Annotated in this window: 20 protein-coding genes; 10 read left to right on the top strand and 10 right to left on the bottom strand. The window is 35.6% G+C overall.

The annotated features are described in order from the left end of the window. Positions 1–63: 63 nt before the first annotated feature. The 3 genes from ZPR_RS08260 to ZPR_RS08250 all read right to left on the bottom strand — a co-directional run bounded on the left by ZPR_RS08260 (position 64) and on the right by ZPR_RS08250 (position 4,859). The gene (locus ZPR_RS08260) at positions 64–744 is read right to left on the bottom strand and encodes a M50 family metallopeptidase (RefSeq protein WP_013071221.1); all 681 of its coding nucleotides are present in this window, start codon (positions 742–744) and stop codon (positions 64–66) included. Positions 745–836: 92 nt separating this feature from the next. Next, positions 837–2,036 carry a proline dehydrogenase family protein gene (locus ZPR_RS08255; RefSeq protein ID WP_013071220.1) on the bottom strand — a complete coding sequence of 400 codons (1,200 nt, stop codon included), beginning with the start codon at positions 2,034–2,036 and terminating at the stop codon, positions 837–839. Positions 2,037–2,492: 456 nt separating this feature from the next. Beyond that, positions 2,493–4,859: a GAF domain-containing protein gene (locus ZPR_RS08250; RefSeq protein WP_013071219.1), complete on the bottom strand. Its 2,367-nt coding sequence runs from the start codon at positions 4,857–4,859 to the stop codon at positions 2,493–2,495. A gap of 127 nt (positions 4,860–4,986) precedes the next feature. Here ZPR_RS08250 and ZPR_RS08245 point away from each other — a divergent pair, with 127 nt between their 5' ends. After that, positions 4,987–6,114 carry a TlpA disulfide reductase family protein gene (locus ZPR_RS08245; protein WP_013071217.1) on the top strand — a complete coding sequence of 376 codons (1,128 nt, stop codon included), beginning with the start codon at positions 4,987–4,989 and terminating at the stop codon, positions 6,112–6,114. Between the two features lie 94 nt (positions 6,115–6,208). Here ZPR_RS08245 and ZPR_RS08240 read toward each other — a convergent pair whose 3' ends face one another. Both ZPR_RS08240 and ZPR_RS08235 read right to left on the bottom strand, forming a co-directional pair. Continuing rightward, entirely contained in the window at positions 6,209–6,886 is a 678-nt protein-coding gene (locus ZPR_RS08240; RefSeq protein ID WP_013071216.1) for an SIMPL domain-containing protein, read from the bottom strand. 47 nt (positions 6,887–6,933) lie between these two features. After that, positions 6,934–7,581, bottom strand: coding sequence for a rhomboid family intramembrane serine protease (locus tag ZPR_RS08235; protein WP_013071215.1), 648 nt, complete (start codon positions 7,579–7,581; stop codon positions 6,934–6,936). A gap of 52 nt (positions 7,582–7,633) precedes the next feature. Here ZPR_RS08235 and ZPR_RS08230 point away from each other — a divergent pair, with 52 nt between their 5' ends. Further along, positions 7,634–8,536: a lysophospholipid acyltransferase family protein gene (locus ZPR_RS08230; RefSeq protein ID WP_013071214.1), complete on the top strand. Its 903-nt coding sequence runs from the start codon at positions 7,634–7,636 to the stop codon at positions 8,534–8,536. A 185-nt stretch (positions 8,537–8,721) separates the two neighbouring features. Here the strand turns inward: ZPR_RS08230 and ZPR_RS08225 are convergent, their stop codons facing one another. Next, positions 8,722–9,228 carry a zinc ribbon domain-containing protein gene (locus ZPR_RS08225; RefSeq protein WP_041578793.1) on the bottom strand — a complete coding sequence of 169 codons (507 nt, stop codon included), beginning with the start codon at positions 9,226–9,228 and terminating at the stop codon, positions 8,722–8,724. 283 nt (positions 9,229–9,511) lie between these two features. Next, on the bottom strand, positions 9,512–10,897 hold the full coding sequence (glmM, locus tag ZPR_RS08220) for a phosphoglucosamine mutase (RefSeq protein WP_013071212.1): 1,386 nt from the start codon (positions 10,895–10,897) through the stop codon (positions 9,512–9,514). A 116-nt stretch (positions 10,898–11,013) separates the two neighbouring features. Here glmM and ZPR_RS08215 point away from each other — a divergent pair, with 116 nt between their 5' ends. From ZPR_RS08215 to ZPR_RS08180, 8 genes are all read left to right on the top strand, one after another. After that, positions 11,014–11,607 carry an acyl carrier protein phosphodiesterase gene (locus ZPR_RS08215; RefSeq protein ID WP_013071211.1) on the top strand — a complete coding sequence of 198 codons (594 nt, stop codon included), beginning with the start codon at positions 11,014–11,016 and terminating at the stop codon, positions 11,605–11,607. A 117-nt stretch (positions 11,608–11,724) separates the two neighbouring features. Then, positions 11,725–14,556, top strand: a complete 2,832-nt coding sequence (gene uvrA, locus ZPR_RS08210; RefSeq protein ID WP_041579850.1) for an excinuclease ABC subunit UvrA — start codon at positions 11,725–11,727, stop codon at positions 14,554–14,556. An 11-nt stretch (positions 14,557–14,567) separates the two neighbouring features. Further along, on the top strand, positions 14,568–15,257 hold the full coding sequence (locus ZPR_RS08205; protein ID WP_013071209.1) for an LOG family protein: 690 nt from the start codon (positions 14,568–14,570) through the stop codon (positions 15,255–15,257). Positions 15,258–15,407: 150 nt separating this feature from the next. Further along, positions 15,408–18,224, top strand: a complete 2,817-nt coding sequence (locus tag ZPR_RS08200; RefSeq protein ID WP_013071208.1) for a gluzincin family metallopeptidase — start codon at positions 15,408–15,410, stop codon at positions 18,222–18,224. 195 nt (positions 18,225–18,419) lie between these two features. Then, positions 18,420–20,825: an alpha-ketoacid dehydrogenase subunit alpha/beta gene (locus tag ZPR_RS08195; RefSeq protein WP_013071207.1), complete on the top strand. Its 2,406-nt coding sequence runs from the start codon at positions 18,420–18,422 to the stop codon at positions 20,823–20,825. 166 nt (positions 20,826–20,991) lie between these two features. After that, entirely contained in the window at positions 20,992–21,276 is a 285-nt protein-coding gene (locus tag ZPR_RS08190; RefSeq protein WP_013071206.1) for a hypothetical protein, read from the top strand. A 587-nt stretch (positions 21,277–21,863) separates the two neighbouring features. Next, the gene (locus ZPR_RS08185; protein ID WP_013071203.1) at positions 21,864–22,148 is read left to right on the top strand and encodes a S41 family peptidase; all 285 of its coding nucleotides are present in this window, start codon (positions 21,864–21,866) and stop codon (positions 22,146–22,148) included. A 75-nt stretch (positions 22,149–22,223) separates the two neighbouring features. Further along, positions 22,224–22,640, top strand: coding sequence for a S41 family peptidase (locus ZPR_RS08180; RefSeq protein ID WP_041578792.1), 417 nt, complete (start codon positions 22,224–22,226; stop codon positions 22,638–22,640). A gap of 17 nt (positions 22,641–22,657) precedes the next feature. Here the strand turns inward: ZPR_RS08180 and ZPR_RS08175 are convergent, their stop codons facing one another. Genes ZPR_RS08175 through ZPR_RS08165 form a run of 3 tightly spaced genes read right to left on the bottom strand, consistent with a single transcriptional unit; the run spans position 22,658 to position 25,531 of the window. Further along, positions 22,658–24,187: a PH domain-containing protein gene (locus tag ZPR_RS08175; protein ID WP_013071201.1), complete on the bottom strand. Its 1,530-nt coding sequence runs from the start codon at positions 24,185–24,187 to the stop codon at positions 22,658–22,660. Further along, the gene (locus ZPR_RS08170) at positions 24,180–24,704 is read right to left on the bottom strand and encodes a PH domain-containing protein (protein ID WP_013071200.1); all 525 of its coding nucleotides are present in this window, start codon (positions 24,702–24,704) and stop codon (positions 24,180–24,182) included. The genes ZPR_RS08175 and ZPR_RS08170 overlap by 8 nt, the downstream gene beginning before the upstream one ends. Next, positions 24,692–25,531 (bottom strand): 1,4-dihydroxy-2-naphthoyl-CoA synthase, encoded by an 840-nt coding sequence (locus tag ZPR_RS08165; RefSeq protein ID WP_013071199.1) that lies wholly within the window; start codon positions 25,529–25,531, stop codon positions 24,692–24,694. The genes ZPR_RS08170 and ZPR_RS08165 overlap by 13 nt, the downstream gene beginning before the upstream one ends. Between the last annotated feature and the right edge of the window lie 281 nt (positions 25,532–25,812).

Raw genomic sequence — 25,812 nt, 5'->3', positions numbered from 1 at the left:
AGAGTAAGCTCCTTTATCCTATGATAGGGAGCTTATTCATTTAATCTATATTTCAGGTATTCTTTAAATAGGACTTCTTGGAAAAATTTCAAAATGACTTGTATTTTCTTTGATGACTTCAAGCTTACTGGGTCTTGAGGTTCTTGCCTGCTCTAAGGCTACTTCGTAGGCTTTATCAAAATCATCCAATTCTTCTATTTGATCTCTGTTTTCTACAGATAATTTCCAACATTTATCATCAGTATCAAACCACAGTTGAAACCGCTTTTGCTGTAATAATTGATGGTTTCTTTTCAGTAAGTGATAAATAATCTTTCCATCGCTATAATTGCCATCAGGATAACTAATAGGCAGCAAAGCGAAAAACACATAATACATGGAAAAATATAAGAACTGATAAGTAAAAATTGTAGTATTTAAAAAATCGCCAGACATTACATATATCAAGAGTACCGCCACAAAAATATTGGCCAGTATGCCGCCGGAATAGATAAAGAGATTTTTCCAGCGGCTGTCATCGTCTATATTTTCGAAGTAACAATACCCATAGTAAAAATAGTACTTTCTAATTTCGAAAATTCTTGTGTTTAAAAGAATTCGTCCAGAGCCAATAATAATCTTGACGTTTGTTGCGCCTAAAATTTTGGCAATAATCACATGTCCCAACTCATGGATTAGGGATACCAGCGGTAAGATTACAAAAAATGCAATAAATAACTTCGGGATATCCCAAAATTCAATCATTTTGAATACTTTTTAAGTGATCAGGGATCTTTTAATTTACTGAATCTCAGGATTCATAAATACTGAAGTTTAAACAGCTATAAAATTTAGCATTAGGCATTAGCCTCGGCAAGATTTTCAGATTTTTTTCTTCGCTCCTTTTCCCTGCTCAACAAATTAAGCTCTCTACTGGTTTGCCCTTTAACCGACGAATTTTCCTCAGCTCTCCTTAATAAATAAGGAACAACATCTTTAACGGGACCAAATGGCACTAACTTGGCGGTATTATAACCTCTTGCTGCCAAATTATAACTTATCTGATCACTCATACCATATAACTGACTAAACCAAACTCGCTGATCGTCCTTAGCAATACCTTTATCTTCTAATATTTGCAAAGCCAGATAATTACTTATCTCGTTATGTGTACCAATAAATACAGAAAAATCTTCTAAATGGTCCAGGCAATACCCCATAACACTATTAAAGTTAACATCGGTCGCTTCTTTAGACTTACAAATAGGTGACTTTTTACCTCGTTTCCTGGCACGTTTATTTTCTTTTTCCATGTAAGCGCCTCTTACGATCTTCGCTCCAATCTTAAAGCCCTGCTCTTTCGCTTTTGCATGCAATTCTTTTATATACTCCAGGCGATCCCAACGGTAACACTGAAACGTATTAAAAATCAAGGCTTCCTCTTTGTTAAATCTAGCCATCATTTTTTCCATCAGAAGATCGGCTGCTTCCTGCATCCAAGATTCCTCAGCATCTGCGTATAATCTTACTTTAAGCTTATGCGCTTTTTCACATAAACCTTCTACCCTTTGCTGCACTCTCTCCCATTCTTCCTTTTCTTTGTCACTTAAACTAACACGAGAACTTACCTTATGCCAGATTTTAAACCTCCCTAAGGCGGTGGGTTTAAAAATAGCAAAAGGAACTTCACTTTCTTCTCTGGCCAATTCGATAAGCTCTAATTTCACATTATAGGCCGAATCGAATTCCGCTTCATTTTTTTTCCCTTCTACAGAATAATCCAAAATACTGGATAAATTAACCTCATCCATCTGGTCCATAACCGGTTTGCAATCATCAATTGTAATCCCTCCACAAAATTGATCGAAAATGGTATTTTTAATAATCGGAGTAATCGGTAATTTTGCTTTTAAAGCAAATTTTGTAAGTCCTATTCCCGGTTTTATTAAAGATGGTGTTCCCATTACACTAAAAAGCAGTACGGCTCTATTAATTTCCATATCAGATTTTAATCTAAAAGCCGTTGCTGTATCGTTAAAAATTTTCTCTTTTATCATAACCTAAAAATACATCAGAACTTTAGGTTTAGAAGAACGATTAATAAACCTTAACTTATGTAAAACTCATAAACAGTGATAGTGTTCATAAACTAAGCTTTTGTGGTATAATAAATTAACACTTTAGTAAAATTTATTAGATAATATTTAGAAGTTCTACTAGTAAAAAACGTCTGGAGGTTTTTAAAAGGTATTCACTTCCTTTCAAAAGTCCGCCTTAAACTCATTCCTTTAGAAGCTTTTTTAATATAATAGCTATAATATACTACAAGATAATTTTAAGTAAGAATAGGCTATATCATTAACATAGATTCCTAAACATTGGAATTAAGAACCTCGTGATTTTCCCACGAATTATAAATAGTAATTTTTTTTAAAGCTTCAAAAAAGCTACATATTTAGTCTATTTACTATATTCAAAAAAATCAAATTGATTATATTCATTTTTAAAACCTATTAATGTAATTCTTCCATAAGATTTTCATAAGTAATAGGTTTTTCATGTTCTTTATGTTCTGAGGTATATAGAATATTTACCCGTATCGCTTTAAGACCAATAACTCCCTGTACATCTTCTAATTCTAATAGCTCTAGCTCATCCCCCAGATAGCTTTTAGCCTGCAAATATTTCGCATAGCGCAGATATTCCCTCTCATCAGATTTTTGCGAATAGATAATAACAATTTTACCTTTTTGCGTTATCCGCTCTTCAGTACCTTTAATAAAAGCTTTATCAATACGCTTCTTAATGATTTCATATCTGGCATTGTACGTACCATCCACGTCAAATTTCTTTTCATCCATTCGATAACGTATAGAAAGCGTGGTATTATAAACCAAAATCAAGGACGCGGCATCCAAATGCATGGGAGTAGACTGTTGCAGGTGGTAGAATTTATTTTCCATTTCTACCATTGTCTTAATTTGCCACAATCTCAAATTAAAAAGATAAACTTTATTAAACGGCTTGTTTTTTGTGAGCGACGGGCCTATATACATATTATGATCTACCCCATCTGTCTTATAACGTTCAAAATAATGCGGGTAGATGTTCTGCGCTTCGAGTTGCCGCTTATCTAAAAATCTGGACATGGTACGGTTAATTTGTTGAACCGTATCATCGTAATCTTTTCGATGGTTATAAATAATACCGGTTTCAGGATTTAGCATTTCGCGATAATCGGCAACCATTATTCGTATTTCTTCACTTTGCTTTTCCAAATGCTCCATTAAAGGATTCACCTCTCTCTGCAATAAGCCAAATATCTTTTGCTCACTGCTGGCATTCAGACTTTCGTCAATATCAATTCTAAATTCCTTAATTCTGAATTTTACCTGCTCATAAATAGGAAGTTCCTCAATATTATAAGCCTTATCGATAATTTCAAGAATAACATCTAATTGATAGAGCAAATCTTTTTGAATAGCTTCATTCCTGGCATCACTACTGGCTACAATATCTATTTGGCCGTATAACGGATACACATCCTTAAATACGATATCTTTAAAAGATGCCAGTCCATCGCTGTCATAATCGCTTATAAATTTGCGTGCTTCGCGTTCAAAAACCCATAATACGCTAGGATGTATAGACGTACATTCACTTTGTATTACTGCTTTTATGCGATTTTCAAAGTCATTCTTGTTACGCTCGGATGCGGTGATGATATACGGTAGAATTTCATCTAATTTCATCGCATTGATGCGATTAAGAACATTTTTACGATTAGCCACCAGTTCAAGAATACCTACCAAATTTCCGTTTTTAGCCAGTGGGGCCAGAATACAGCTTTTTACATCATTAGCCAGTAAATTTCGTGATAAAAGATTGTCATTTTCTTTAGCATACTTCTCCACATTAGGAATGCTGAATTTTTTATTTTTTTCGATAAGGTTACTAAAACTCTGTTCACATATTCCTGTTTTACAATCACTCTGCAGGTCTTCATTCAGAATAAAGCTTTTCGCCTTCATCTTCATTACTTTCTCAAAAGTCTTATCCTCTGCATTATATCCAGTAAATCCTACTCTCAGATCCGGAATCTTATAAATCGTCCTGAATATACGCTGTAGCTTGTCTAACTCGTCTTTTTGAGCCGTTTTCTGAAAAAGCAAAGCTGTTTTTAATTCAGATATAGCATCTTCAATAGTCACATCGGTAAGGTTTACAATAATAAAACCTTTGAACATCCAGCTGCATGGAGGGAATTTTTCTTTCCATAATTCGATATTCTCCACATCCTGTAGTAAATCATCCACATCCTTCTGAGTAATTTCCTGGGCTTCATCTTTAGGATATAATTCTACAAAATCACCGTTTAAACCTGCCCTGTAATGTTTTTCTATACCGTTTTCATCTGGTATATCGTAGTACGGCGGACGCGAAAAATCGATATTATAATCATAATAATTATTAAGAATATTAATACAGGCATTAATGTATGCCGAATTGTTATCGATCTCCCGCATTTTGGGTTTAAAATCCTTACCCGCAGCTTTAATAATATTCTTTAATCGATTGGAATGGTTAAAAAGAATGTTATGATAGGGAATGGAAACTGCCTTAATTTCGTTATTACTTAATACGTTTGGAAAAAGATCGTCCAGTAAAATCTTAATGGGTTCTTTGTACTTTTCCAGATCTTTAATTTCCTGGATACCTTCTACAAGCTTCGGATATTGATCTACATATTCCAATAAGCTTTTAATGTACTTTTTGGCAATAGGATTCTCTTCAACTTTTAATCTATCCTGATATTGCTCGACTACTTTATGGAAGCTAATGGTTATGTCCAGGGGAAAATCCTGCTTCTGCTCTTTCATTTTATCTTAATTAATGGCCGTAAATAATTCTAAAAAAGTATATGAGTTTAAATTACAAAACTTTTGCAATAATCACACCGCATTCAGCATTCAGTTCATTACTTTTGCACAAAATTAATATTTAATCATGCGAAAATTAATAGGAATAGCTAGTTTATTGGTTATACTAACCGGATGCGAGAAAGATCAGGGATTTTCAATCTCAGGAAAGGCTGAAGGAATTGAGAATGGTAAAAAGGTTTATTTTTCTGAGTTGAAGGAATTAAACCAGCGACCAGAAAGAATCGACTCTACCACTATCGAAAATGGAAAATTTGAAGCCGATTTTGCCGATATAGAAAGTCCAAATTTGGGCTATCTTGAAGTTGAAGGTATTAACGGTATGGTTCTTTTCATTACAGAAAATGAAAATATCGATTTCACTATATATAAAGACAGCATACAGGCCTCTAAGAGAAAAGGAGGGAAACAGAATGAGCTTTTAAACGAATATATGGAAAACATGCAATCCATAAATAAAGAAGTGAGTAAGCTTAGAATGGAAATGCAAACCGCGTATCAAAGTCAGGATTCTACTAAATTAGAAACCTTGCAGAATACGCAAACCGAAATTATGGATAATGACAAGTTATTCAAAAAACAAATAGCGAAAGAAAATAAAGATGCATTTGTATCAGTGATGGCACTTGTAGATCTTTTAAGAATGCAAGGGATATCGGTTAAAGAGCTTAAAGAAACGTATGATTCATTAGATGAAGAAGTAAAGAATACGGCTCTTGGTGCCATGTTAGGAAAACAATTAGAATCGATGAGCGCTACAGAAATTGGTAGCGAAGCTCCAGATTTTAGTGGACCAACACCTGAAGGTGAAGAACTTTCTTTAGAGAATGCGATGGGTAAAGTGACCATTATTGATTTTTGGGCCGCTTGGTGTAAACCTTGTAGAGAAGAAAATCCAAACGTGGTAAAAGTATATAATAAATACCATGACAAAGGTTTAAATATTATTAGTGTGTCTTTGGATAAGCCAAATGAAAAAGACAAATGGCTAAAGGCTATTGAAGATGATGGTCTTGTTTGGAACCATGTGTCTAACCTAAAATTTTGGGATGATCCTATTGCTAAAAAATACGGAATTCGCGCTATCCCAGCCACTTTTATCCTGGATGAAAACGGTGTAATCGTAGATCGTGATGTACGTGGTGAAGAAGCTTTAGATAAAAGAATAGGAGAGCTTTTAGAAGGCAAGAAATAATTACTCCTGAAAAAAATATCAAAATCAAAAATCCCCGGCTTACCGGGGATTTTTTTATTTAACTAACTAATTAAGTACCTGAAATAACTTCAGATTAATATAACTGGAAACTTATATTTACATTCACACTAATTTCCATCTCTCCTGGAGCTATGGTTTGTTGATCTGCCTGCGCCGCTGACTTCATTTCAGCCATTCGCATTACAGGGTAAGTATTGCCTCCATTTTCAGAGATCATTACCGCTTTACCAATTTTTTGGTCTAAGGCTTCTACCAAATCTTCAGCCTTTTGTTTGGCATCCAAGACTGCTTTTTTACGGGCTTCTTTTTGATACTCCTCTATTTTAGAAGAAGAAAATTCTACCCCGTTAATACGGTTTAGCCCGTTCTTTAATAGTCCTTGCATGATCTTTTCATAATTCTTAAGATCATCAAGTTTTATTGAGATCGCCTGATTGGCCACATAGGTTTCTTCTTTAGTATTATAATCGGTGCGCTTATTCAGATTCATATATTCAGTTTGAATATTTTTTTCTGGAACCCCCTGGGATTTTAAATATTTAAAAATATCATTGGCAATTTTATCATTGTCCTTTTTAACATCAGTCGGATTTAAACCTTCAGTTTCGATTCTGGAGTTAATAATGACCTTATCTGGAACAACCATAACTTTTCCTTCTCCGGTCACCGTAACGGTATTTCTTTCAGTCGAATTTTGGGCGGTTAAACCCATGCTGGTAATCATCACCAGTAATAGCGCTAACTTTTTCATAAGATTGGTTTTATAATTTAGAAGGTATATCCAAATACAATACCAAACTAAATTTTTCCGCTACGATGAAGTAAAAATAAAATAACAATAGGCACCGCTAAAAGGATAACCATCAAAAGATGAGCTTCTAGCACATAAGGTGCTAAAATTATTGTTGATAAATAGCCTCCAACCGCACCGCCAAAGTGGGCATCATGACCAATACTATCCCTTCTACTTTTCATGCCATAAATTGTGTATAACAAATAACCAATACCAAACAAATAAGCCGGAATTGGGATAATAAAAAACAATCCAAGCATCATATCTGGATTTAGTAAAATGGCCGAATATAAAATCCCCATTACAGCTCCACTGGCTCCCACAGCAGTATAATTCCACTCATCCTTATGAAAATATAGCGAAAGTAAATTTCCTAAAACCAAACTTACCAGATAAACAACTATAAAACCTGTAGTCCCCAGATAATGAAGCACCGCATCCGCAAAAAAGTAAAGGGTAAGCATGTTTACAAATAAATGGGCATGATTAACATGCAGGAATCCCGAAGTTAAGATCTGGTATTTTTTACCACTTTTAATATCGGCGATATTAAACTTATACTTGTGAAAAAACTCCGGATCATTAAACCCCTTAAAAGAAATAATTACGTTTGCCGCGATAATGATGATCGTCACCAATTCCAAATTGCCCATAGCTATTGCTGTTTAAATTCAAATATACCATATATTTGCGGAAAGTTTTTTTATGCAGGGATTTGTTTTCTGGCTGGTTTATCCTCTACTTTGGTTAATTTCTATTTTACCCTTTTGGCTCTTTTATTTTTTCTCAGACCTCATCTATATTTTGGTCTATTATATCATTGGGTATCGCAAAAAAACGGTTGAAAAAAATCTGAAACTAGCTTTTCCGGAAAAATCTGAAAGTGAATTGATAAGCATAAAAAAGAAGTTTTATCATCACATGTGTGACATGTTTTTAGAGATGATAAAAACATTGACTATTTCAGAAGGTGAATTAAAAAAACATTTTGTATTTATCAATCCTAAAGATATTGAAACCGTAAACAATCTGGGGAAAGGTGTTTTAGTAATGTGCGGACATTATGCTAGCTACGAGTGGATGATCTCTATGGAGCTATATGGACTAAAGCTAAAAGGTCACGGTATTTATAAACGTATTCGAAATAAATATTTTGATAAACTGGTAAAAGATATCCGGGGAAAATTTAAAACTGAAATGATCGAATCCCACCATGTGGTCAGCACCATTGCCCGGCACCAGAAAAATGGTTTAAACGGAATCTACGGAATGATTGCCGACCAAACCCCGAAACGAGCAAACTATAAGTTCTGGACAGATTTTATGGGAGTTAAAGTTCCTTTTTTTACAGGATCCGAAAAATTAGCGAAAGATTTCGACATGCCGGTGTATTATCTAGAAGTCGAAAAAGTAAAGCGTGGTTTTTATGAAGCTCGACTAAAAAAGATCACTAATAATCCACAATCTGAACCTGATTTCTTTATTACCACTTCATTTCGAGATCGGCTGGAAGCACAAATTAAAGCACATCCTGAATATTATCTGTGGACACATAAGCGATTTAAACACCGTAATGCTCCTATCCCAGAGAATGCGGTAGTTCGTTAAATGTGAAGTTTGCAGTGAACAGTAGCAGTAGGCAGAGAACAATTAGCAATTAACAGTAAACAATGATCAAAAAATGTCATTTCACCGCTGCCTCAAAAACAGACGATCTACAAGTTGAGAAATTTATTTAAAAAACAAACCTCACAGGTTTTGGAAACCTGTGAGGTTTTATATTATTTTAAAATCTATTTCGCGTTTAAAAATAATCCGCAGTTAGCGCAAATCTCATCTTTATTTGATATAGAAGCCTTACAAGCAGGACATTGATTTGTAAAATATACCCGCTTTTGCAAATACTGTTCTTTTTCTTCTGCTGAAATTTCAGATGACTTCTTTCGATTAAATTTCATCTGATTTTTAGAAAACGGTAAACCCAAATATTTAGTGATTTGAACATAAAAAACTTCAAGACTGGATTCATCGGCAGCAAGCCCTATCAACTTAAAATGAGATCGTATTTTTATTAAATCATCTATTGAAAAGCCTTTCTTAAGGTTAGAAAAATACGCTAAAGCTGTTGATTTACTAACTGTAGTTATGGCTAAAAACGAGCAATCTTTTTCTTCCAAAAAAGCCTTCGCATCATCAATAAAATATTTTGGTTTGAAAAAAAGTGGATAAAAAATAAATTTTGATAATAAAAACCAAACTAAAAAGAGAAATAGAAAAACCAGAATTAAAAAACCAATCATATTTTTTATTTTCAACTATTATTTCTAATTCTCTAGTCTCTTAGATTCTTTTGAAGCAATACATCTATAACATACCTCAACCATGCACCACTCAAGATTCAATACACTTTTTTCTAAAATGCTCAATTCCCGTAACAAATCTTAGATTGAAACGAAAAGATTTGTATCGAGAAGTGGTTTTAAAACGCTAACTTCAATCTGATTCTCGGTACAATTTCAATTCCACTATCCTACATTAAAATCGAACTGACAGCTAATTCAAACTATAAACCGTAACCAAAACCTATCCCACAATCTCCTTAATCTCTCCAATCATTTGTTGTGCTAATTCATCAGCTTTTTGTTGGGATTTTGCTTCGGTATAAATTCTAATAATAGGCTCTGTATTCGATTTTCGAAGATGCACCCAATTTTCCGGAAAATCGATTTTAACACCATCAACCGTACTAATTTCTTCTTTGGCATATTTTTCTTTCATAGCTTTTAAAATGGAATCAACATCAATTTGCGGAGTTAACTCAATTTTATTTTTGCTCATATAATATGCCGGATACTCAGCTCGCAGTTCAGAAACTTTTACTTTTCTTTCGGCTAAATAAGTTAAAAACAAGGCCACGCCTACCAAACTATCTCGACCATAATGCGATTCAGGATAAATAATCCCGCCATTGCCTTCTCCTCCAATCACGGCATTACTTTCTTTCATTAGTGTTACCACATTTACTTCTCCTACGGCACTGGCTTTATAATTTCCGCCATGCTTTTGGGTAACATCACGTAAAGCTCGGGAAGACGATAAGTTACTGACCGTGTCCCCCGGTGTTTTTCTCAATACAAAATCGGCACAAGCCACAAGTGTATATTCTTCACCAAACATTTCTCCATTTTCATCAATAAATGCTAAACGATCTACATCGGGATCTACCACTACTCCAAAATCTGCATCCTCCTTTTTTACCAACTCGCAAATATCGGTAAGATGCTCTTTTAGCGGTTCTGGATTATGAGGAAAATGACCATTAGGCTCACAGTATAATTCTATAACCTCAGCGCCTAATTTCTTCAGTAGCTTAGGAATAGCTATTCCTCCGGTAGAATTCACCGCATCTACCACTACTTTAAATTTAGCAGATTTGATTTTTTCAGGATCAACTAATTGCAGCTTTAAAACCTCCTCAATATGACGGTCGATATAATCCTCGATTTTAGTGATTTGTCCCAGATCATCTACCTCTACAAAATTAAAATCATCACTTTCTGCAATTTCCAGGATTTTAGCACCGTCTTCCCCACTTAGAAATTCACCTTTATTATTCAGTAATTTTAAGGCATTCCATTGCTTGGGATTATGACTAGCGGTAAGGATAATTCCGCCATCAGCTTCTTCTAATGGCACGGCAATTTCTACCGTAGGTGTTGTCGATAGATCGATATCCACGACATCAATCCCTAAGCCAATCAATGTGTTTACAGTCAGTTGCTGGATCATGCTACCAGAGATTCTGGCATCACGACCAATTACTACCTTTAAATTCTCTTTATTGTAAGTTCTTTTTAACCAGGTACCGTAAGCTGCGGCAAATTTTACAGTATCGATTGGGGTGAGGTTATCACCAATTTTACCACCAATAGTTCCACGTATTCCTGAAATAGATTTTATTAAGCTCATGTTCTAAATTTGTTTGTTTCTAAAAGCTCATTAGCTTCTTTACAAATATAGCAGGAAGCATCGCCAGCTCAAAATCTTAACAAAACTTAATGAAGTAGATTCCTTATCTTGTGGCAATGAATTATCTTGCCCACATTTATCTTTCTGGCGAAAATGACATGCTGAAAATCGGTAATTTTATTGCCGATTCTGTAAAAGGAAAAAAGTATTTGGATTATCCGGTTTCTATCCAACAGGGAATCACTTTACACCGCAATATCGATGAGTTTACCGACTCCCACCCTATTGTACATCAAAGTGTACACCGGCTTTTCGATAAATATTCACATTACAGCACAGTAATTGTCGATATTTTATACGATCATTTTCTAGCCGCGAACTGGCAGGATTTTCACGAAACGAAATTGGAAAAATACAGTCAGGATTTTTACGATCTCATCCAAAGCAATCCAGAAGTTTTGCCTACACGCGTAAAAAACTTTATGCCTTACATGATTAAACACAATTGGCTGGTAACCTATTCAACAATAGACGGAATTGGGCTTATTTTATCCCAGATGAATCAGCGCACCAAGTTTAAATCGAAAATGGACGAATCTGTAAACGAACTTCGCGAGTATTATAAGGAATTTAAAGATGAATTCTACCGCTTTTTTGCAGAACTTGAAGCTTTTTCAGAACAACGGAAAAAAGAACTACTGGAACAATAATTGCTTATCAAAATTCTAAAAATTCAACCAAATTTAAATTGAAATTAACAATGGTAAAACTTTGCTTACTTTTTAGTTAGCAATGCATTGAGTATCTTTGCGATCTTGATGAAAAATATGACGAAAACTGAAGAAAAAATAGAGGTTTTAGGAGCCAGAGTTCATAATTTAAAGAATATTGACGTAGAAATTCCTCGCGAGAAATTAGTCGTGATTACAGGACTTTCGGGTTCCGGAAAATCTTCTCTAGCTTTTGATACGATTTATGCTGAAGGCCAACGCCGATATATTGAAACATTTTCTGCCTACGCACGCCAATTTCTTGGGGGTTTAGAGCGCCCCGATGTTGATAAAATTGAAGGGCTTTCCCCGGTAATTGCGATCGAGCAAAAAACCACCAGTAAGAATCCGCGTAGTACCGTGGGAACCATTACTGAAATTTACGATTTTTTAAGGCTACTTTTTGCCCGAGCCGGTGAAGCCTATAGTTACAATACCGGTGAGAAAATGGTAAGTTATACCGATACTCAGATTAAGGATTTGATTATCGAACATTATAAGGACAAACGTGTAAGTGTTTTGGCTCCCGTGATTCGTTCCAGAAAAGGACATTACCGCGAACTATTCGAAAATATCGCCAAACAGGGTTTTGTAAAAGTAAGAACCAACGGTGAAATTCGGGATATTGTAAAAGGGATGAAGCTGGATCGATACAAAACGCATGATATTGAAATTGTAATCGATCGACTAAAAATCGACGATAATACCGATGCGCAAAAACGTCTGGACGAAAGCATAAAAACAGCCATGTATCATGGTGATGATGTGCTAATGATCATGGAACAGGAAACTGGCGAGGTACGGTTTTTTAGTAGAAATTTAATGTGTCCTACTACCGGAATTTCTTATCCAAATCCAGAACCAAATACCTTTTCATTTAATTCACCAAAAGGAGCCTGCCCCAGCTGTAGTGGGATTGGAACGCTTTATAAGGTGAATGAAGACCGGATTATTCCTGATAAAACAAAATCGATCAAAAATGGAGGCTTAGCTCCGCATGGCCCGCAAAAAAAGAACTGGGTTTTCTCCCAACTTCAGCTTATTGCAGAACGTTTTGATTTTAGCCTCACCGATCCTATCGAAAAAATTCCACAGGAAGCCATGAATATGATCATGAATGGTGGGAAAGAGAAATTCAGCAAAGAATCGAAAACCATAGGGATCACCCGGGAATATAAAATCGATTTTGAAGGTGTTGCTACATTTATTGAAGAAACCTATAAGAATAACGATTCTTCTTCTTTACGCCGCTGGGCTAAAGAATACATGGATAAGATCGAATGTCCTACCTGTAGCGGTACCCGATTAAAAAAAGAATCACTATATTTTAAAATCGATAATAAAAATATTGCCGAATTAGCGAATCTTGATATTAGTGATTTAGTGGCGCTTTTTGAAGATCTGGAAGACCGACTCTCAGAAAAACAAAAGAAAATCGGTACTGAAGTGGTAAAGGAAATTAGGACCCGACTCCAATTCCTGGAAGATGTTGGACTTACCTATTTAAACCTTAACCGCAGCTCAAAAAGTTTATCGGGTGGTGAAGCACAACGTATAAGATTAGCCACGCAAATAGGTTCTCAACTGGTTGGTGTACTTTATATCTTAGATGAACCAAGTATTGGTCTTCACCAACGTGATAACGAAAAACTGATTAATTCACTGGAGTCTTTGCGGGATATCGGAAATTCAGTTATTGTTGTTGAGCACGACAAGGATATGATCGAGCGTGCCGATCATGTGATCGATATTGGTCCAAAAGCCGGAAAACATGGTGGTGAAATTATTAGCCAGGGTCCACCTTCAGAAATGCAAAAAAACAGGACGCTTACCGCCGATTATTTAAGCGGGAAGCGAGAAATTGCCGTTCCGAAAGAAAGAAGAAAAGGTAACGGGAAAAAGATAAAATTAACAGGAGCTACGGGGAATAACCTTAAGAATGTTTCGGTTGAATTCCCTTTGGGGAAAATGATTGCGGTAACCGGTGTTTCAGGAAGTGGAAAATCCACCTTGATCAACGAAACGCTTTACCCGATTATGAATGCACATTATTTTAATGGCGTTAAAGAGCCTAAGCCTTACAAAAAAATTAAAGGTTTGGAGCATATCGATAAAGTAATCGACATCAACCAGTCTCCTATTGGGCGAACACCAAGAAGTAACCCTGCGACTTATACCGGTGTTTTTTCTGAAATTAGAAGCCTTTTTGCCAAAACTCCTGAAGCCTTAATTAGAGGATATAAACCGGGAAGATTTAGTTTTAATGTAAAAGGCGGACGTTGTGAAACCTGTAAAGGTGGTGGACTGCGGGTAATCGAAATGAATTTCCTGCCCGATGTCTATGTAGAATGTGAAACCTGCCACGGGAAAAGATTTAACCGCGAAACTTTAGAAATCCGGTATAAAGGAAAATCGATTGCCGATGTATTAGAAATGACCATTGATGAAGCTACAGATTTCTTTGAACCTATCCCGAAAATCTATAGAAAACTGTATACGATTAAAAATGTTGGTTTAGGCTATATTACCCTGGGACAGCAAAGTACTACCTTATCTGGTGGCGAAGCACAGCGAATTAAATTAGCAACCGAGTTATCTAAACGTGATACTGGTAATACATTTTATATTTTAGACGAACCCACAACCGGACTTCATTTTGAAGACATACGAGTTTTAATGGAAGTCCTTAATAAATTAACCAATAAAGGGAATACGGTTTTAATTATCGAACATAATCTGGATGTCATTAAAATGGCAGATCATATTATCGATATTGGCCCTGAAGGAGGTAAAGGCGGCGGCGAAGTCATCATCACCGGCACACCTGAAGAAGTAGCCAAGAATAAAAAAAGCCATACGGCAAGATTCCTTAAAAAAGAATTGAAATAAAGATTTAAAGAATGATACCGAAACAAGGAGGAAAAACCTGGAACGAGATAAAAACAAACGATAGCTGGGCGATCTTTAAGATCATGGGCGAATTTGTAAGTGGTTACGAAAAACTGAGTCAGATTGGACCTTGTGTGTCCATATTTGGTTCTGCCCGTACCAAACCCGATATGAAATACTACAAACTCACCGAGGAGGTTGCCAAAAAAATAGTAGATCACGGTTATGGAATCATCACCGGTGGTGGTCCGGGAATTATGGAAGCTGGTAATAAAGGTGCCCATTTAGCCGGAGGAACATCTGTAGGCCTTAATATTGAACTACCTTTTGAGCAGCATGACAACCCATATATCGATAATGATAAAAGTTTAGACTTCGACTACTTTTTTGTTCGTAAAGTGATGTTTGTAAAATATTCACAGGGATTTGTAGTAATGCCCGGGGGATTTGGAACTTTAGACGAATTGTTTGAGGCTATCACACTTATACAGACCCATAAAATCGATAAATTTCCAATTATACTGGTAGGAAGCGAGTTTTGGAGTGGTTTGGTAGACTGGATAAAAACCACGTTATTAGATACTTTTAAAAATATTAGTACCCCAGATATGGATCTTGTGCAGGTGGTCGATACCCCTGAAGAAGTTATCGAGATTCTGGATAAATTTTACGAGGAATATAATCTTAGTCCTAATTTCTAAACCAACAAACAATAGTTTCCGTAAATATGGTAGAGCGTAAAATACCTTGGGGCAAGCCTATGAGGTATTTATCATACGATTATTTTTTATTTCGAGGCAAACCTCAGAGCATTTAATCTCGATTATCGAGTAAAACCTAAAAAGTCCCTTTTGAAAACCTTTTTTGTATTTTTCTTTTGTTGCTTTTTAAACATCTATGCTGTCATAGCTCAGCATCAAATTTTAATAAATGCGAAGCTAAATAAAGAAGAAAGAATAATTTATATAAAACAACAGCTTACCTATGTAAATAAGAGCAATGAGCCTCTAAAGGAACTTTATTTAAACGATTGGGCTAATGCCTTTAAAAATAAGAACACTCCCCTGGCCCAGCGTTTTGGGGAGGAATACATTCGTAAATTCCATTTCTCTAAACCTGAAGAGAAAGGATTCACCAGTATCAACCAAATAAAGCAGGGTAAAAATCAGCTCGCCTGGATACGACCGCAAAATCATCCTGATATTGTTAGGGTCCAGCTAAGTAAAACCCTGGCACCTGGCGAAAAAGTTCACCTAACATTTGATTATAGTGTAAAAGTTCCCAGTGATAAATTTACCCGATTTGGGGTTAGCGGTGAAGGAAATTATAAGCTAAAATTCTGGTACCTCACCCCTGCGGTATTTGATGGCGCGTGGAAATTATACAGTCATAAAGATATAGGAGAACAATACACACCTCCCGCAAATTTAGATATTCAGCTTGATGTACCAGCAGAATTTTATCCTTCTACGGCCTTGGATATTTTTCACAATTATGCAGCTGGAAATCGTAGGCATATTCGATTAACCGGAGAAAACCGTGTAGAATCTGAATTATTGCTTACACAAACTTATCAGCCTGAAACTTTAGAAGTTGGCATGCATCAGCTTGTTACAAATCTTAATGATGATGGTTTACAACCCGAGATTAAAGATTTAATCCTTACTCGTATTCTTGATTTTCTTCAGGAACGACTAGGAGAATATCCGCATCAAAAATTATTGATTACAAAAGAAGAATATTTAAAAAATCCGGTTTATGGTCTTAACCAGTTACCCGATTTTATACGGCCGTTCCCAGATGGGTTTCATTACGATATTCAGCAATTAAAAACAATTATCAATAATTTTTTAAACAATAGTTTACTACTGGATCCCAGACAAGAGCAGTGGGTTCATGATGCTATCGCTATTTCTTTGATGATCGATTATGTAGATCGTTATTATCCAAAAATGAAACTTGTTGGCAGCCTTAGTAAAATTATTGGATTACGATGGTTTCATGCTGCCGATTTAGAATTTAACGATCAGTACCAGTTCCTGTATATGAACATGGCCAGGCTAAATATCGATCAGCCATTGGGCAGCAATAAAGATTCCCTTTTAAAATTTAATGTAAATATCGCCAATCCTTATAAAGCAGGTTTAGGAATCAAATATCTTGAAGATTATCTAGGTAGTGAAGCGGTTAAAAAATCCATTTCAGAGTTTTATTCAGAAAATAAATTAAAGCTTGGTACTGAAAAAGAATTTGCCGCGGTTTTGCAAAAAAACGCTAATAAAAATATTGACTGGTTTTTTAATGATTATGTGAATACCAGTAAGAAAATTGATTTTAAAATCACGAAACTTAAAAAGCGTAAAGATTCACTTCAAGTTACCATTAAAAATAAGAGAAATAACAACATGCCTGTTTCCCTTTACGGTATTAAAGACGATAAAATAGTTTACAAAATATGGGTCGATAGTATCGATAAAGAAAAACAAATTACTATCCCCAGAAATGATGCCGAAAGAATTGCTTTAAACTACGAGCAAATCATCCCTGAATACAATCAGCGTAATAATTTTAGAGGGGTTAGTAAACTTTTTAATAAACCGATACAGTTTAGGTTATTGGAAGATATCGAAGATCCCAAATATGCCCAGATATTTTTTACTCCAGAATTTGATTATAATCTGTATGACGGCATCGCCATAGGTCCCAAAATGTACAATACCACTTTTCTAGCCAAAGATTTTAGTTTTAAAATTTCTCCAAAATATGGTTTTAATAGTAACACTGTAGTAGGAAGCGCTAACATCGATTACACCTGGCGGTATCATAACCGGGATCTGCGAACCATTCGCTTAGGAATTGGTGGAAACCGCTTTTCGTACGCTTATGATCTTTTTTACCACCGATACACGCCTTATCTAAATTTCGTTTTTAGGCCACAGAATTTAAGAAACAACGAGCGACAAAGCTTATCTATTCGAAATATTAATGTGAACAGGGATAAAAATCCTTTTGATCAAAACCAAACCGCACCAAATTACAATGTTTTTAATGTTCGTTATGGCTTTAGCAACTCTTACCTGGTAGATCATACTTCAGCAGTTATCGATTATCAATTAGCAGAAAACTTCAGTAAGGTTTCACTTACGCTCCAATATCGTAAACTATTTAAAAATAACCGTCAAATCAATCTTCGTTTTTATGGCGGGACTTTTATTTATAGCGATTTACCCAAAAACTCTAATTATTTCAGCTTTGCTTTAGACCGCCCAACAGATTATCTTTTCGATTATAATTACTACGGAAGAAGCGAAGGCGACGGTTTATTCAGTCAACAAATTATCATGGCTGAAGGCGGATTTAAATCCCAGGTAATGCCTGAATATGCTAACCAATGGATTACTACAGTAAATGCCAGCACCAATATCTGGAAATGGATTTTTGCTTATGGCGACGCCGGAATTGTTAAAAACAGTGGAGAAAATAGTAAGTTTTTATACGATTCAGGAATTAGGGTCGCCCTGGTTGAAGATTATTTTGAGGTTTTTTTCCCGGTCTATTCAAATTTAGGTTGGGAAATCGCACAACCCAATTACGATCAGAAAATACGATTTATAGTATCCTTGGATATCAACACCTTAATTCGACTTTTTACCCGCCGATGGTATTAATGCTTTAAGAAATTTGGCAATCCTTCCACTAATTGAATTTCATAGAATTCAATAAAAATGAAAATTATCCAATATTTTTTGAATAAATTCAATTTAATCGATGTTAAAATATGTTATATTTAAAATAAGTCGATTTTTATGAATTGTGTATAATTCTAATTTTAGCTATATTTGTGTGATCCAAAAAAGAAGTTCATGCAAAGCGAAACCGAAACTAAAGAATCGATTTCTTACGAAGATTTTAAAACTCAGGTTTTAGAAGATTACAAAGTTGCCGTAACGAGCCGCGAATGTAGTTTACTGGGAAGACGAGAAGTTCTTACCGGAAAAGCTAAATTCGGGATTTTTGGAGACGGAAAAGAGTTGCCACAGCTTGCTATGGCAAAAAGCTTTAAAAATGGGGACTTTAGATCCGGTTATTATCGCGATCAAACCTTTATGATGGCTATTGGTAATTTAAGTATTGAAAACTTCTTTGCCGGTCTGTATGCCGATACCGATATAGAAAACGAACCGATGTCTGCCGGTCGCCAAATGGGAGGTCACTTTATTTCGCATAACATTAATGAAGACGGAAGCTGGAAAAATCTGATGGAGCAAAAAAATTCCAGCGCCGATATTTCTCCTACCGCAGGCCAAATGCCAAGATTGTTGGGATTGGCCCAGGCTTCTAAAATCTACAGGCATGTTGACGGACTTGATGCTGAAAAGTTTTCGGACAACGGAAACGAAATTGCGTGGGGAACTATAGGAAATGCCAGTACTAGTGAAGGACATTTTTGGGAAACTATTAATGCCGCTGGTGTATTGCAGGTACCAATGATTTTAAGCGTTTGGGATGATGAATACGGGATATCAGTTCACGCAAAGCATCAAACCACTAAGGAAAGTATTTCTGAAGTTTTAAAAGGTTTTCAACGTGACGAAGGTCAGAATAACGGTTACGAAATTATTGTGGTCAAAGGATGGGATTATGTTGAGCTTGTTGAGGCTTATAACAGAGCACAAAAAATTGCCAGAGAAGAACATTGCCCGGTATTAATTCATGTTATAGAATTAACACAACCACAGGGACACTCTACTTCCGGATCCCACGAGCGCTACAAAAGCGATAAGCGTTTAACATGGGAAAAACAATTTGACTGTAATGTAAAATTTAGAGAGTGGATTATCGAAAATGGCTTCAGCACTATTGAAGAAATGAATAAATTCGATAAAGATATTAAACGCCAGGTTCGAGAAGGTAAAAAACGTGCCTGGAATGCGTACATAACTCCTAACAAACAAAAGCAAAAAGAACTGCTTCAAATTTTAAGCAGCATCACTAAAAATACAGATGCCGGCGAGCAGTTAACCCCCTTAATAAAAAAATTAAAAAGTACTAAAGAGCCTCTAAAAAAAGATGTACTTTCTGTAGCCAGAAAAACACTTCGATACATCACTAACTATAAAGGAGAAGATAAGACTGAATTGATTCAATGGATCAATGATTTTAACGAACAATCATTTGATGAATACAGCAGTCATCTTTACAGTACTAATAAACCGATCGATCAGGAAATCTTACCTGTATATGCAGACGAACCTAAGATGGTTGATGCACGTATCGTGATTAGGGATAACTTTGATAAGATTTTTGAAACCCGTCCGGAAACCATGATCTTTGGGGAGGATGCCGGCGAAATTGGTGACGTCAATCAGGGATTAGAAGGTCTGCAGAAAAAATATGGTGCTTATCGTGTTGCTGATACCGGAATTAGAGAGACAACAATCTTGGGACAAGGAATTGGATTATCGCTTAGAGGATTACGCCCTATTGCTGAAATTCAGTATTTAGACTACGTAATGTATGCACTACAAACGATAAGTGATGATTTGTCTACATTACATTACCGTACCAAAGGAAAACAAAAAAACCCGCTTATTGTAAGAACACGCGGTCACCGTTTAGAAGGTATATGGCACAGCGGTTCGCAACTTGGTGGTATTTTAAACCTAATACGCGGTGTGTTTGTTTTAGTTCCCAGAAATATGACCAAAGCGGCTGGTTTTTATAATAACCTTCTGGATCTGGATAATCCAGCCTTGGTTATTGAATGTTTGAACGGATATCGATTAAAAGAGCGTTTACCGGAAAACCTGGCAGCGTTTAAAACCCCTATTGGTAAGGTAGAAACCTTAAGGGAAGGAAAAGATATTACACTGGTTTCGTATGGTTCTACGCTTAGAGTCATTGAACAAACTGCTGAGGAACTGGCTGAAATAGGAATCGATGTTGAAATTATCGACGTTCAGTCTTTACTTCCTTTTGATACAGCCCATGATATCGTAGAGAGTGTAAAGAAAACAAATCGACTATTAGTGATCGATGAAGATGTTCCTGGTGGAGCTTCTTCTTACATTCTACAGAAAGTTTTAGAAAATCAAAATGCATGGAGATATCTGGACAGCAAACCGCAAACATTAACCGCTAAAGAACATCGCCCTGCTTACGGTAGTGATGGGGATTATTTTTCGAAACCATCCCACGAAGATGTTTTTGAAAAAATTTATGCCATTATGCATGAGAGCAATCCCGATAAATTTCCAAAATTGATGTAAAAATCGACGATTTTTAACGATTAAAAGAGCCGCTAATGTATAGCGGCTTTTGTTTTTTTCAAGCAATTATCTTAATATCTAAACGGTATTGTGTTAATTCTTCAATCAACAATAATGTTTCGTAAACTCATTCTACTCTCTATTTTATTTCAATTTTCATCAATTTTTGCATCAGAGATCTCCTAAAACAGAAAAAACAGCTCAGCTTATTCATATTTGGGGAATGACCAAATACCTACATCCCGCTGCTAGTGACGGTGAAGTAGATATGGACGCTGAATTTCTGGAACTCTTAGCAAAATTAAACACTATTACCTGTACTGAAGGAGTTAATGAGTTTTTTACAAAATGGATTAATAAATTAAATAATATCGACGCTAAGTATAAATCCAACAATGCGAATCTTCAAAATGATAACATCTTCAAAAAAATCCTGATTATACATCGATAGAAAAATCTGGTTTTACGCCCGAGTTAATTCAAAAAAAAATACAGAATAATGCGAATATTGCTGATCACTACGCTAAGGTTAAATTATTAGGAAATACCGTGGATTTTAGTAAAGATGAAAGGCTAAACAATTTTGATGCTGAAAATGAAACCTATCGTTTACTTTTCCTGGCTGGTTTTTGGAATGCTATACGCTATTGAAACGTAAATATTTACCTGACTAAAGATACTTGGAAAAAGGTGTTACAGTAAATGATTCCGCAATTCTCAGAAACTAAAAATTTTAGTTTGACTAATGATCGGCTTTTTGCAAAACTGGACGATTCTCATGCTAACTAAACGGCAAGCACTTTTTTCAGTAATAGAAATTTCAAATATTTTGCTCCCATTTCGGGGAAAATTATCAATAACTCATTAGTGATTACTGAAATCCTTGATCCCGAAAAAGTTAAAGAAAGTAATCTTGAAATAGGTGATGTGATTTTCAAGGTCAACGCTAAAAGTATTGCCGAAATAATTGATGAGTTTTCGCAATAAATAAGTACTTCTAATGAAAATTATCTAGAATCAATTGTCCAACGCTTTTATGTGTTAGGTGGCAAGTCTGCTGATGGTTTAGATGTAGAGATTGTAAAAAATTCAGGAGAAATTATCGAAACTGGGATTGAACGATATGAATTTTCTGAACTAAAGCCCTATTTTGTAAAAAAAGCAGCAGCGCAAAAAAATGAGAAAACATTTTATGCTTTAAACAACGAAACCAGATATATAAATCTTGGGAAAATTCAGGCAAAAGCATTAAAAGAGGCTTTTGAAAATTACCAAAACAAGAAAGCAATTATCTTAGATCTTAGAAATTATCTTAGATCTTAGAAATTATCCAAAGAATATTAGTACTGACACCTTTCTAATTTGCTGTATCCAGAGAATAGTACTTTTATAAAAGTAATGGCAGCCAAATACCCTTCTTATGCCGAATATAATATCGATTCGGCTTTAAAATTGATTAAAAATCCATTCAAAATCGATAAAAAAAACAAAGATTATTACAAGGATAAAATTATTTTACTTGTAAATAGTAGCACCACTAGTATGAGCGAATTTTTTGCTATGCCAATCCAAAATTCACTTAATTGCACAACACTTAGCGAACAAACCTTTGGTGCCGTAATGAATCGTATGGCAGTTCCGCTTAAAGATGGTACCAGCATCGATACAACCGGATTTAGAGCCTTTTATCCAGATGATACATCAGTCCAACGAAAAGGATTAAAAATAGATCATTACCTCAAGAAAAACACTAAAAATTATAAGGACGATTTTTATATTGAAGAGGCTTTAAAACTTATTGATCACTCTCTATAAAACAAAACCAGTATAACTTACATCCAGGCTTTATTTGTTCGCTCTATCGCGTATAGACAATAATTCACTTTTTGTAAAATGGCATTATCCACAGCTCTAAACGTAATATCACCGGCAGCATTATGAAAAACGATATGTACTAGATTTCGCCTTTTATACCATAAAGGTTGCTTTATCGTAATTCCCTGAAGCTTATAGATTTCAATAATTTCAGTACTTTCATCCCAGGCGGCATAAGATTTACTTATAAACTCCTCCCCTATTTTTAAATTTAAAGAATTATAGATCCTAAATTGAATGATCGCATACAGCAATAAATAAATCGAAGCGACAATAACCCACCATACAAATTGGATAAAATTGGTAAAGTATTGTAGCATTCCTGTAGCGATCACTGGTATAGCACCGATTATCAATCTGCGAGACAACTCGACCCAATGGGGTTTAAAGGTAGTACCCGATTCGTTTTGAGAAGATTGATATAGAAATGATTTTATATTCTGAATGGTATCTTTTTCTAAACCTGGAATCTGAATAACACTTTTCTTATCGTTATCCTCGCTACTGGCTACCCATAGACTAGCTTTGTATAAATTTAGGCGTTTCTGAATAGGATTGGTGATAATCTTTAAAATCTGAACCCGAATTGGTTTCAAAGAAACCCTGGTATTGGTACGTAGCCCCATTTGCAGATCTAAACTGTTTTTGGTTTGCGTAAGATTAAGATTGAAGTATTTAATAAAAACCTCGACTGTAGTGATAAGAATACTAAGCACCAGCAATAAAATAATAAACCCTGATATAAACAATATAGAGCCGGTAGCAATTCCTCCCATATCTTCAGTAAGCTGCGTTTCCCACTGGGATGTTTCTTCTTTAAAAAACTGATTGAGTTCATTAAAAATCGTGGAAATAAACACGAAAATAAGACCAAAGCCCCTAAAAAAATTACTACTTAAACCGGTTTTTATTAAAGTGGCCAGACTTAGCCTGTACGTCCATTTTTCTTCATTATTTTTTTCAGTTTTTGTTTCGCTATCTATTACCTCATCTAAAGTTTCGAGGGACGTAGTGTTAGTCTCTTTCAGTCTATTTAAAATGTCAGCTAATTGATTAGCATCTTCTGTATTAACCGCTTTTATTTCGACTTCTTTTTGATTACTTCCGGCAGTATCGATTACCAAACTGTAAACTCCGGCCACTCGCTGCAGTATTCCACGCTTAAAATTTACCTGCTGAATTTTATCAAAGGGAATCGACACAAAGTCTGAACTAAAAACACCTTTTCTCAGAATAAATTCTTCGGCTTTATAATCGATATGAAAGAGGAATTTTCGGTAATCAAAATAACTGTAAACTGCGATAAGTACGAAGAGTACCACAACTGCTAAAATGATGTAAATAAACACTTCACCATCTGGTTTTTTAAACACAAAATAGGCTAAGGCTGCCCAAAAACCCCTTAGAAATTTATAAAGTGTAGAAGTGAAAATTAGTAAAATTCCCACAGCAGATTGCCGTTGCGGTATACTAAAAGGCTTAGACATCTTCGTTAGCAATTTTTCCTGCTAATGCTTCTTTAAGTTTTTCGGCTACTTTTGGTTCTAAACCAGGAATTTTCATATCGCTACCACTGCCACCAGCAGTAAAGACCTTTAAAGTTGACAAATCGAGCCATTTATCCAGAACACTACGGTTTATAGAAACATGCTGAATTCTGTTAAAAGAAACTACGGTAGACTTGCTCACTAAAAATCCACGTTTGTAAATAAGATCTTTCTCTCTTATAGCGTAGCCGTACCTTGGTTGTTTTTTAATTAAATCGAAAACCAGAAATATTAAAAATAGCAGCAGAAATCCGCTAATTAAGCTTCCTACTAAAATTTCTTCCTGGAAATACATAAAAACACCAAAAGCAATAACTATTAAAAACCAAACACCTGTTTGCAGCAGATGCTTGGTCAATAGTTTTTTACAGACCGGATTTAATACCACCTGCTCAAAAGCTGGCAGTGTGGTAATATCGATCGGCTTATTACTGAATGGCGCCTCTATGGAATCCATTTTTTCTCAAAATTTGGTTTTCTTTTTTCCAGAAATGCATTACGTCCCTCTTTCGCTTCATCGGTCATATAGGCTAATCGGGTAGCTTCCCCGGCAAAAACCTGCTGTCCTACCATTCCGTCATCGGTTAAGTTCATGGCGAACTTCAGCATTTTAATGGATGTTGGCGATTTTGCTAAAATTTCCTGAGCCCATTCGTAAGCGGTATCTTCCAGTTCTTCATGTGGAATCACGGCATTCACCATCCCCATGTCGTAAGCTTGCTGTGCGGAGTAATTTCTACCTAAAAAGAAAATTTCGCGAGCTTTTTTCTGCCCTACCATTTTCGCTAAATAAGCCGATCCGTAACCGGCATCAAAGCTGGTAACATCTGCATCGGTTTGTTTAAAAATTGCATGTTCTTTACTCGCCAAAGTAATATCGCAAACCACATGTAAGCTATGTCCGCCGCCTACAGCCCAACCGGGTACCACGCAAATAACCGCTTTTGGCATAAAGCGAATTAAACGCTGAACTTCTAAAATATTAAGTCGGTGATAACCGTCTTCACCTACATACCCCTGATGACCTCTGGCTTTTTGATCGCCGCCACTACAAAACGAATACACACCGTCTTTTGGTGAAGGGCCCTCTGCAGAAAGTAAAACTACTCCAATCGAAGTATCTTCGTGCGCATCGTGAAAAGCATCTAATAATTCGGTGGTTGTTTTTGGTCGAAAAGCATTACGTACCTCTGGGCGGTTAAATGCAATCCTGGCAACACCATTGCTTTTTTTATAAGTGATATCATCGTATTCCTTAACTGTTTCCCAGTCAGCTTTTTTCATATTGTAAATTTTAAGAAGTAAAAATAAGGTATTGTAAGCAGTTTATAAAGTGAAAATGTGGATTGAAGCACTAGATTTCTCTGTTCCGCTGCGCTTCAATCGAAATGACATTCTCAAGATTTAGAATTTAAAATATTTTTTAGTCTATTATCTTGGTTCTAGTTTCCTGGTTCTTGCTTCCTAAATCCGGCATAAATCGCTCATATTCAAACCCCAATTTCTAACTTTCTAATCTCCCAACTTTAAAACTCTTGTACAAAAAAACCCGGTTTATAAACCAG

The sequence above is a fragment of the Zunongwangia profunda SM-A87 genome (genome assembly GCF_000023465.1).
In the GTDB taxonomy this organism is placed as follows: Bacteria; Bacteroidota; Bacteroidia; order Flavobacteriales; family Flavobacteriaceae; genus Zunongwangia; species Zunongwangia profunda.
The sequence above is the reverse complement of the archived record's forward strand: the minus strand, read 5'-3'. Positions and strand labels throughout refer to the sequence as shown.

Coding starts and splice junctions, on each gene's coding strand:
- ZPR_RS08195 (WP_013071207.1), top strand. CDS start 18,420: ATGCAAAGCGAAACCGAAACTAAAGAATCGATTTCTTACGAAGATTTT.
- glmM (WP_013071212.1), bottom strand. CDS start 10,897: ATGAGCTTAATAAAATCTATTTCAGGAATACGTGGAACTATTGGTGGT.
- ZPR_RS08245 (WP_013071217.1), top strand. CDS start 4,987: ATGCGAAAATTAATAGGAATAGCTAGTTTATTGGTTATACTAACCGGA.
- ZPR_RS08165 (WP_013071199.1), bottom strand. CDS start 25,531: ATGAAAAAAGCTGACTGGGAAACAGTTAAGGAATACGATGATATCACT.
- ZPR_RS08205 (WP_013071209.1), top strand. CDS start 14,568: ATGATACCGAAACAAGGAGGAAAAACCTGGAACGAGATAAAAACAAAC.
- ZPR_RS08175 (WP_013071201.1), bottom strand. CDS start 24,187: ATGTCTAAGCCTTTTAGTATACCGCAACGGCAATCTGCTGTGGGAATT.
- ZPR_RS08215 (WP_013071211.1), top strand. CDS start 11,014: ATGAATTATCTTGCCCACATTTATCTTTCTGGCGAAAATGACATGCTG.
- ZPR_RS08235 (WP_013071215.1), bottom strand. CDS start 7,581: ATGGGCAATTTGGAATTGGTGACGATCATCATTATCGCGGCAAACGTA.
- ZPR_RS08230 (WP_013071214.1), top strand. CDS start 7,634: ATGCAGGGATTTGTTTTCTGGCTGGTTTATCCTCTACTTTGGTTAATT.
- ZPR_RS08255 (WP_013071220.1), bottom strand. CDS start 2,036: ATGATAAAAGAGAAAATTTTTAACGATACAGCAACGGCTTTTAGATTA.
- ZPR_RS08170 (WP_013071200.1), bottom strand. CDS start 24,704: ATGGATTCCATAGAGGCGCCATTCAGTAATAAGCCGATCGATATTACC.
- ZPR_RS08250 (WP_013071219.1), bottom strand. CDS start 4,859: ATGAAAGAGCAGAAGCAGGATTTTCCCCTGGACATAACCATTAGCTTC.
- ZPR_RS08260 (WP_013071221.1), bottom strand. CDS start 744: ATGATTGAATTTTGGGATATCCCGAAGTTATTTATTGCATTTTTTGTA.
- ZPR_RS08225 (WP_041578793.1), bottom strand. CDS start 9,228: ATGATTGGTTTTTTAATTCTGGTTTTTCTATTTCTCTTTTTAGTTTGG.
- ZPR_RS08180 (WP_041578792.1), top strand. CDS start 22,224: ATGGCAGCCAAATACCCTTCTTATGCCGAATATAATATCGATTCGGCT.
- ZPR_RS08240 (WP_013071216.1), bottom strand. CDS start 6,886: ATGAAAAAGTTAGCGCTATTACTGGTGATGATTACCAGCATGGGTTTA.
- uvrA (WP_041579850.1), top strand. CDS start 11,725: ATGACGAAAACTGAAGAAAAAATAGAGGTTTTAGGAGCCAGAGTTCAT.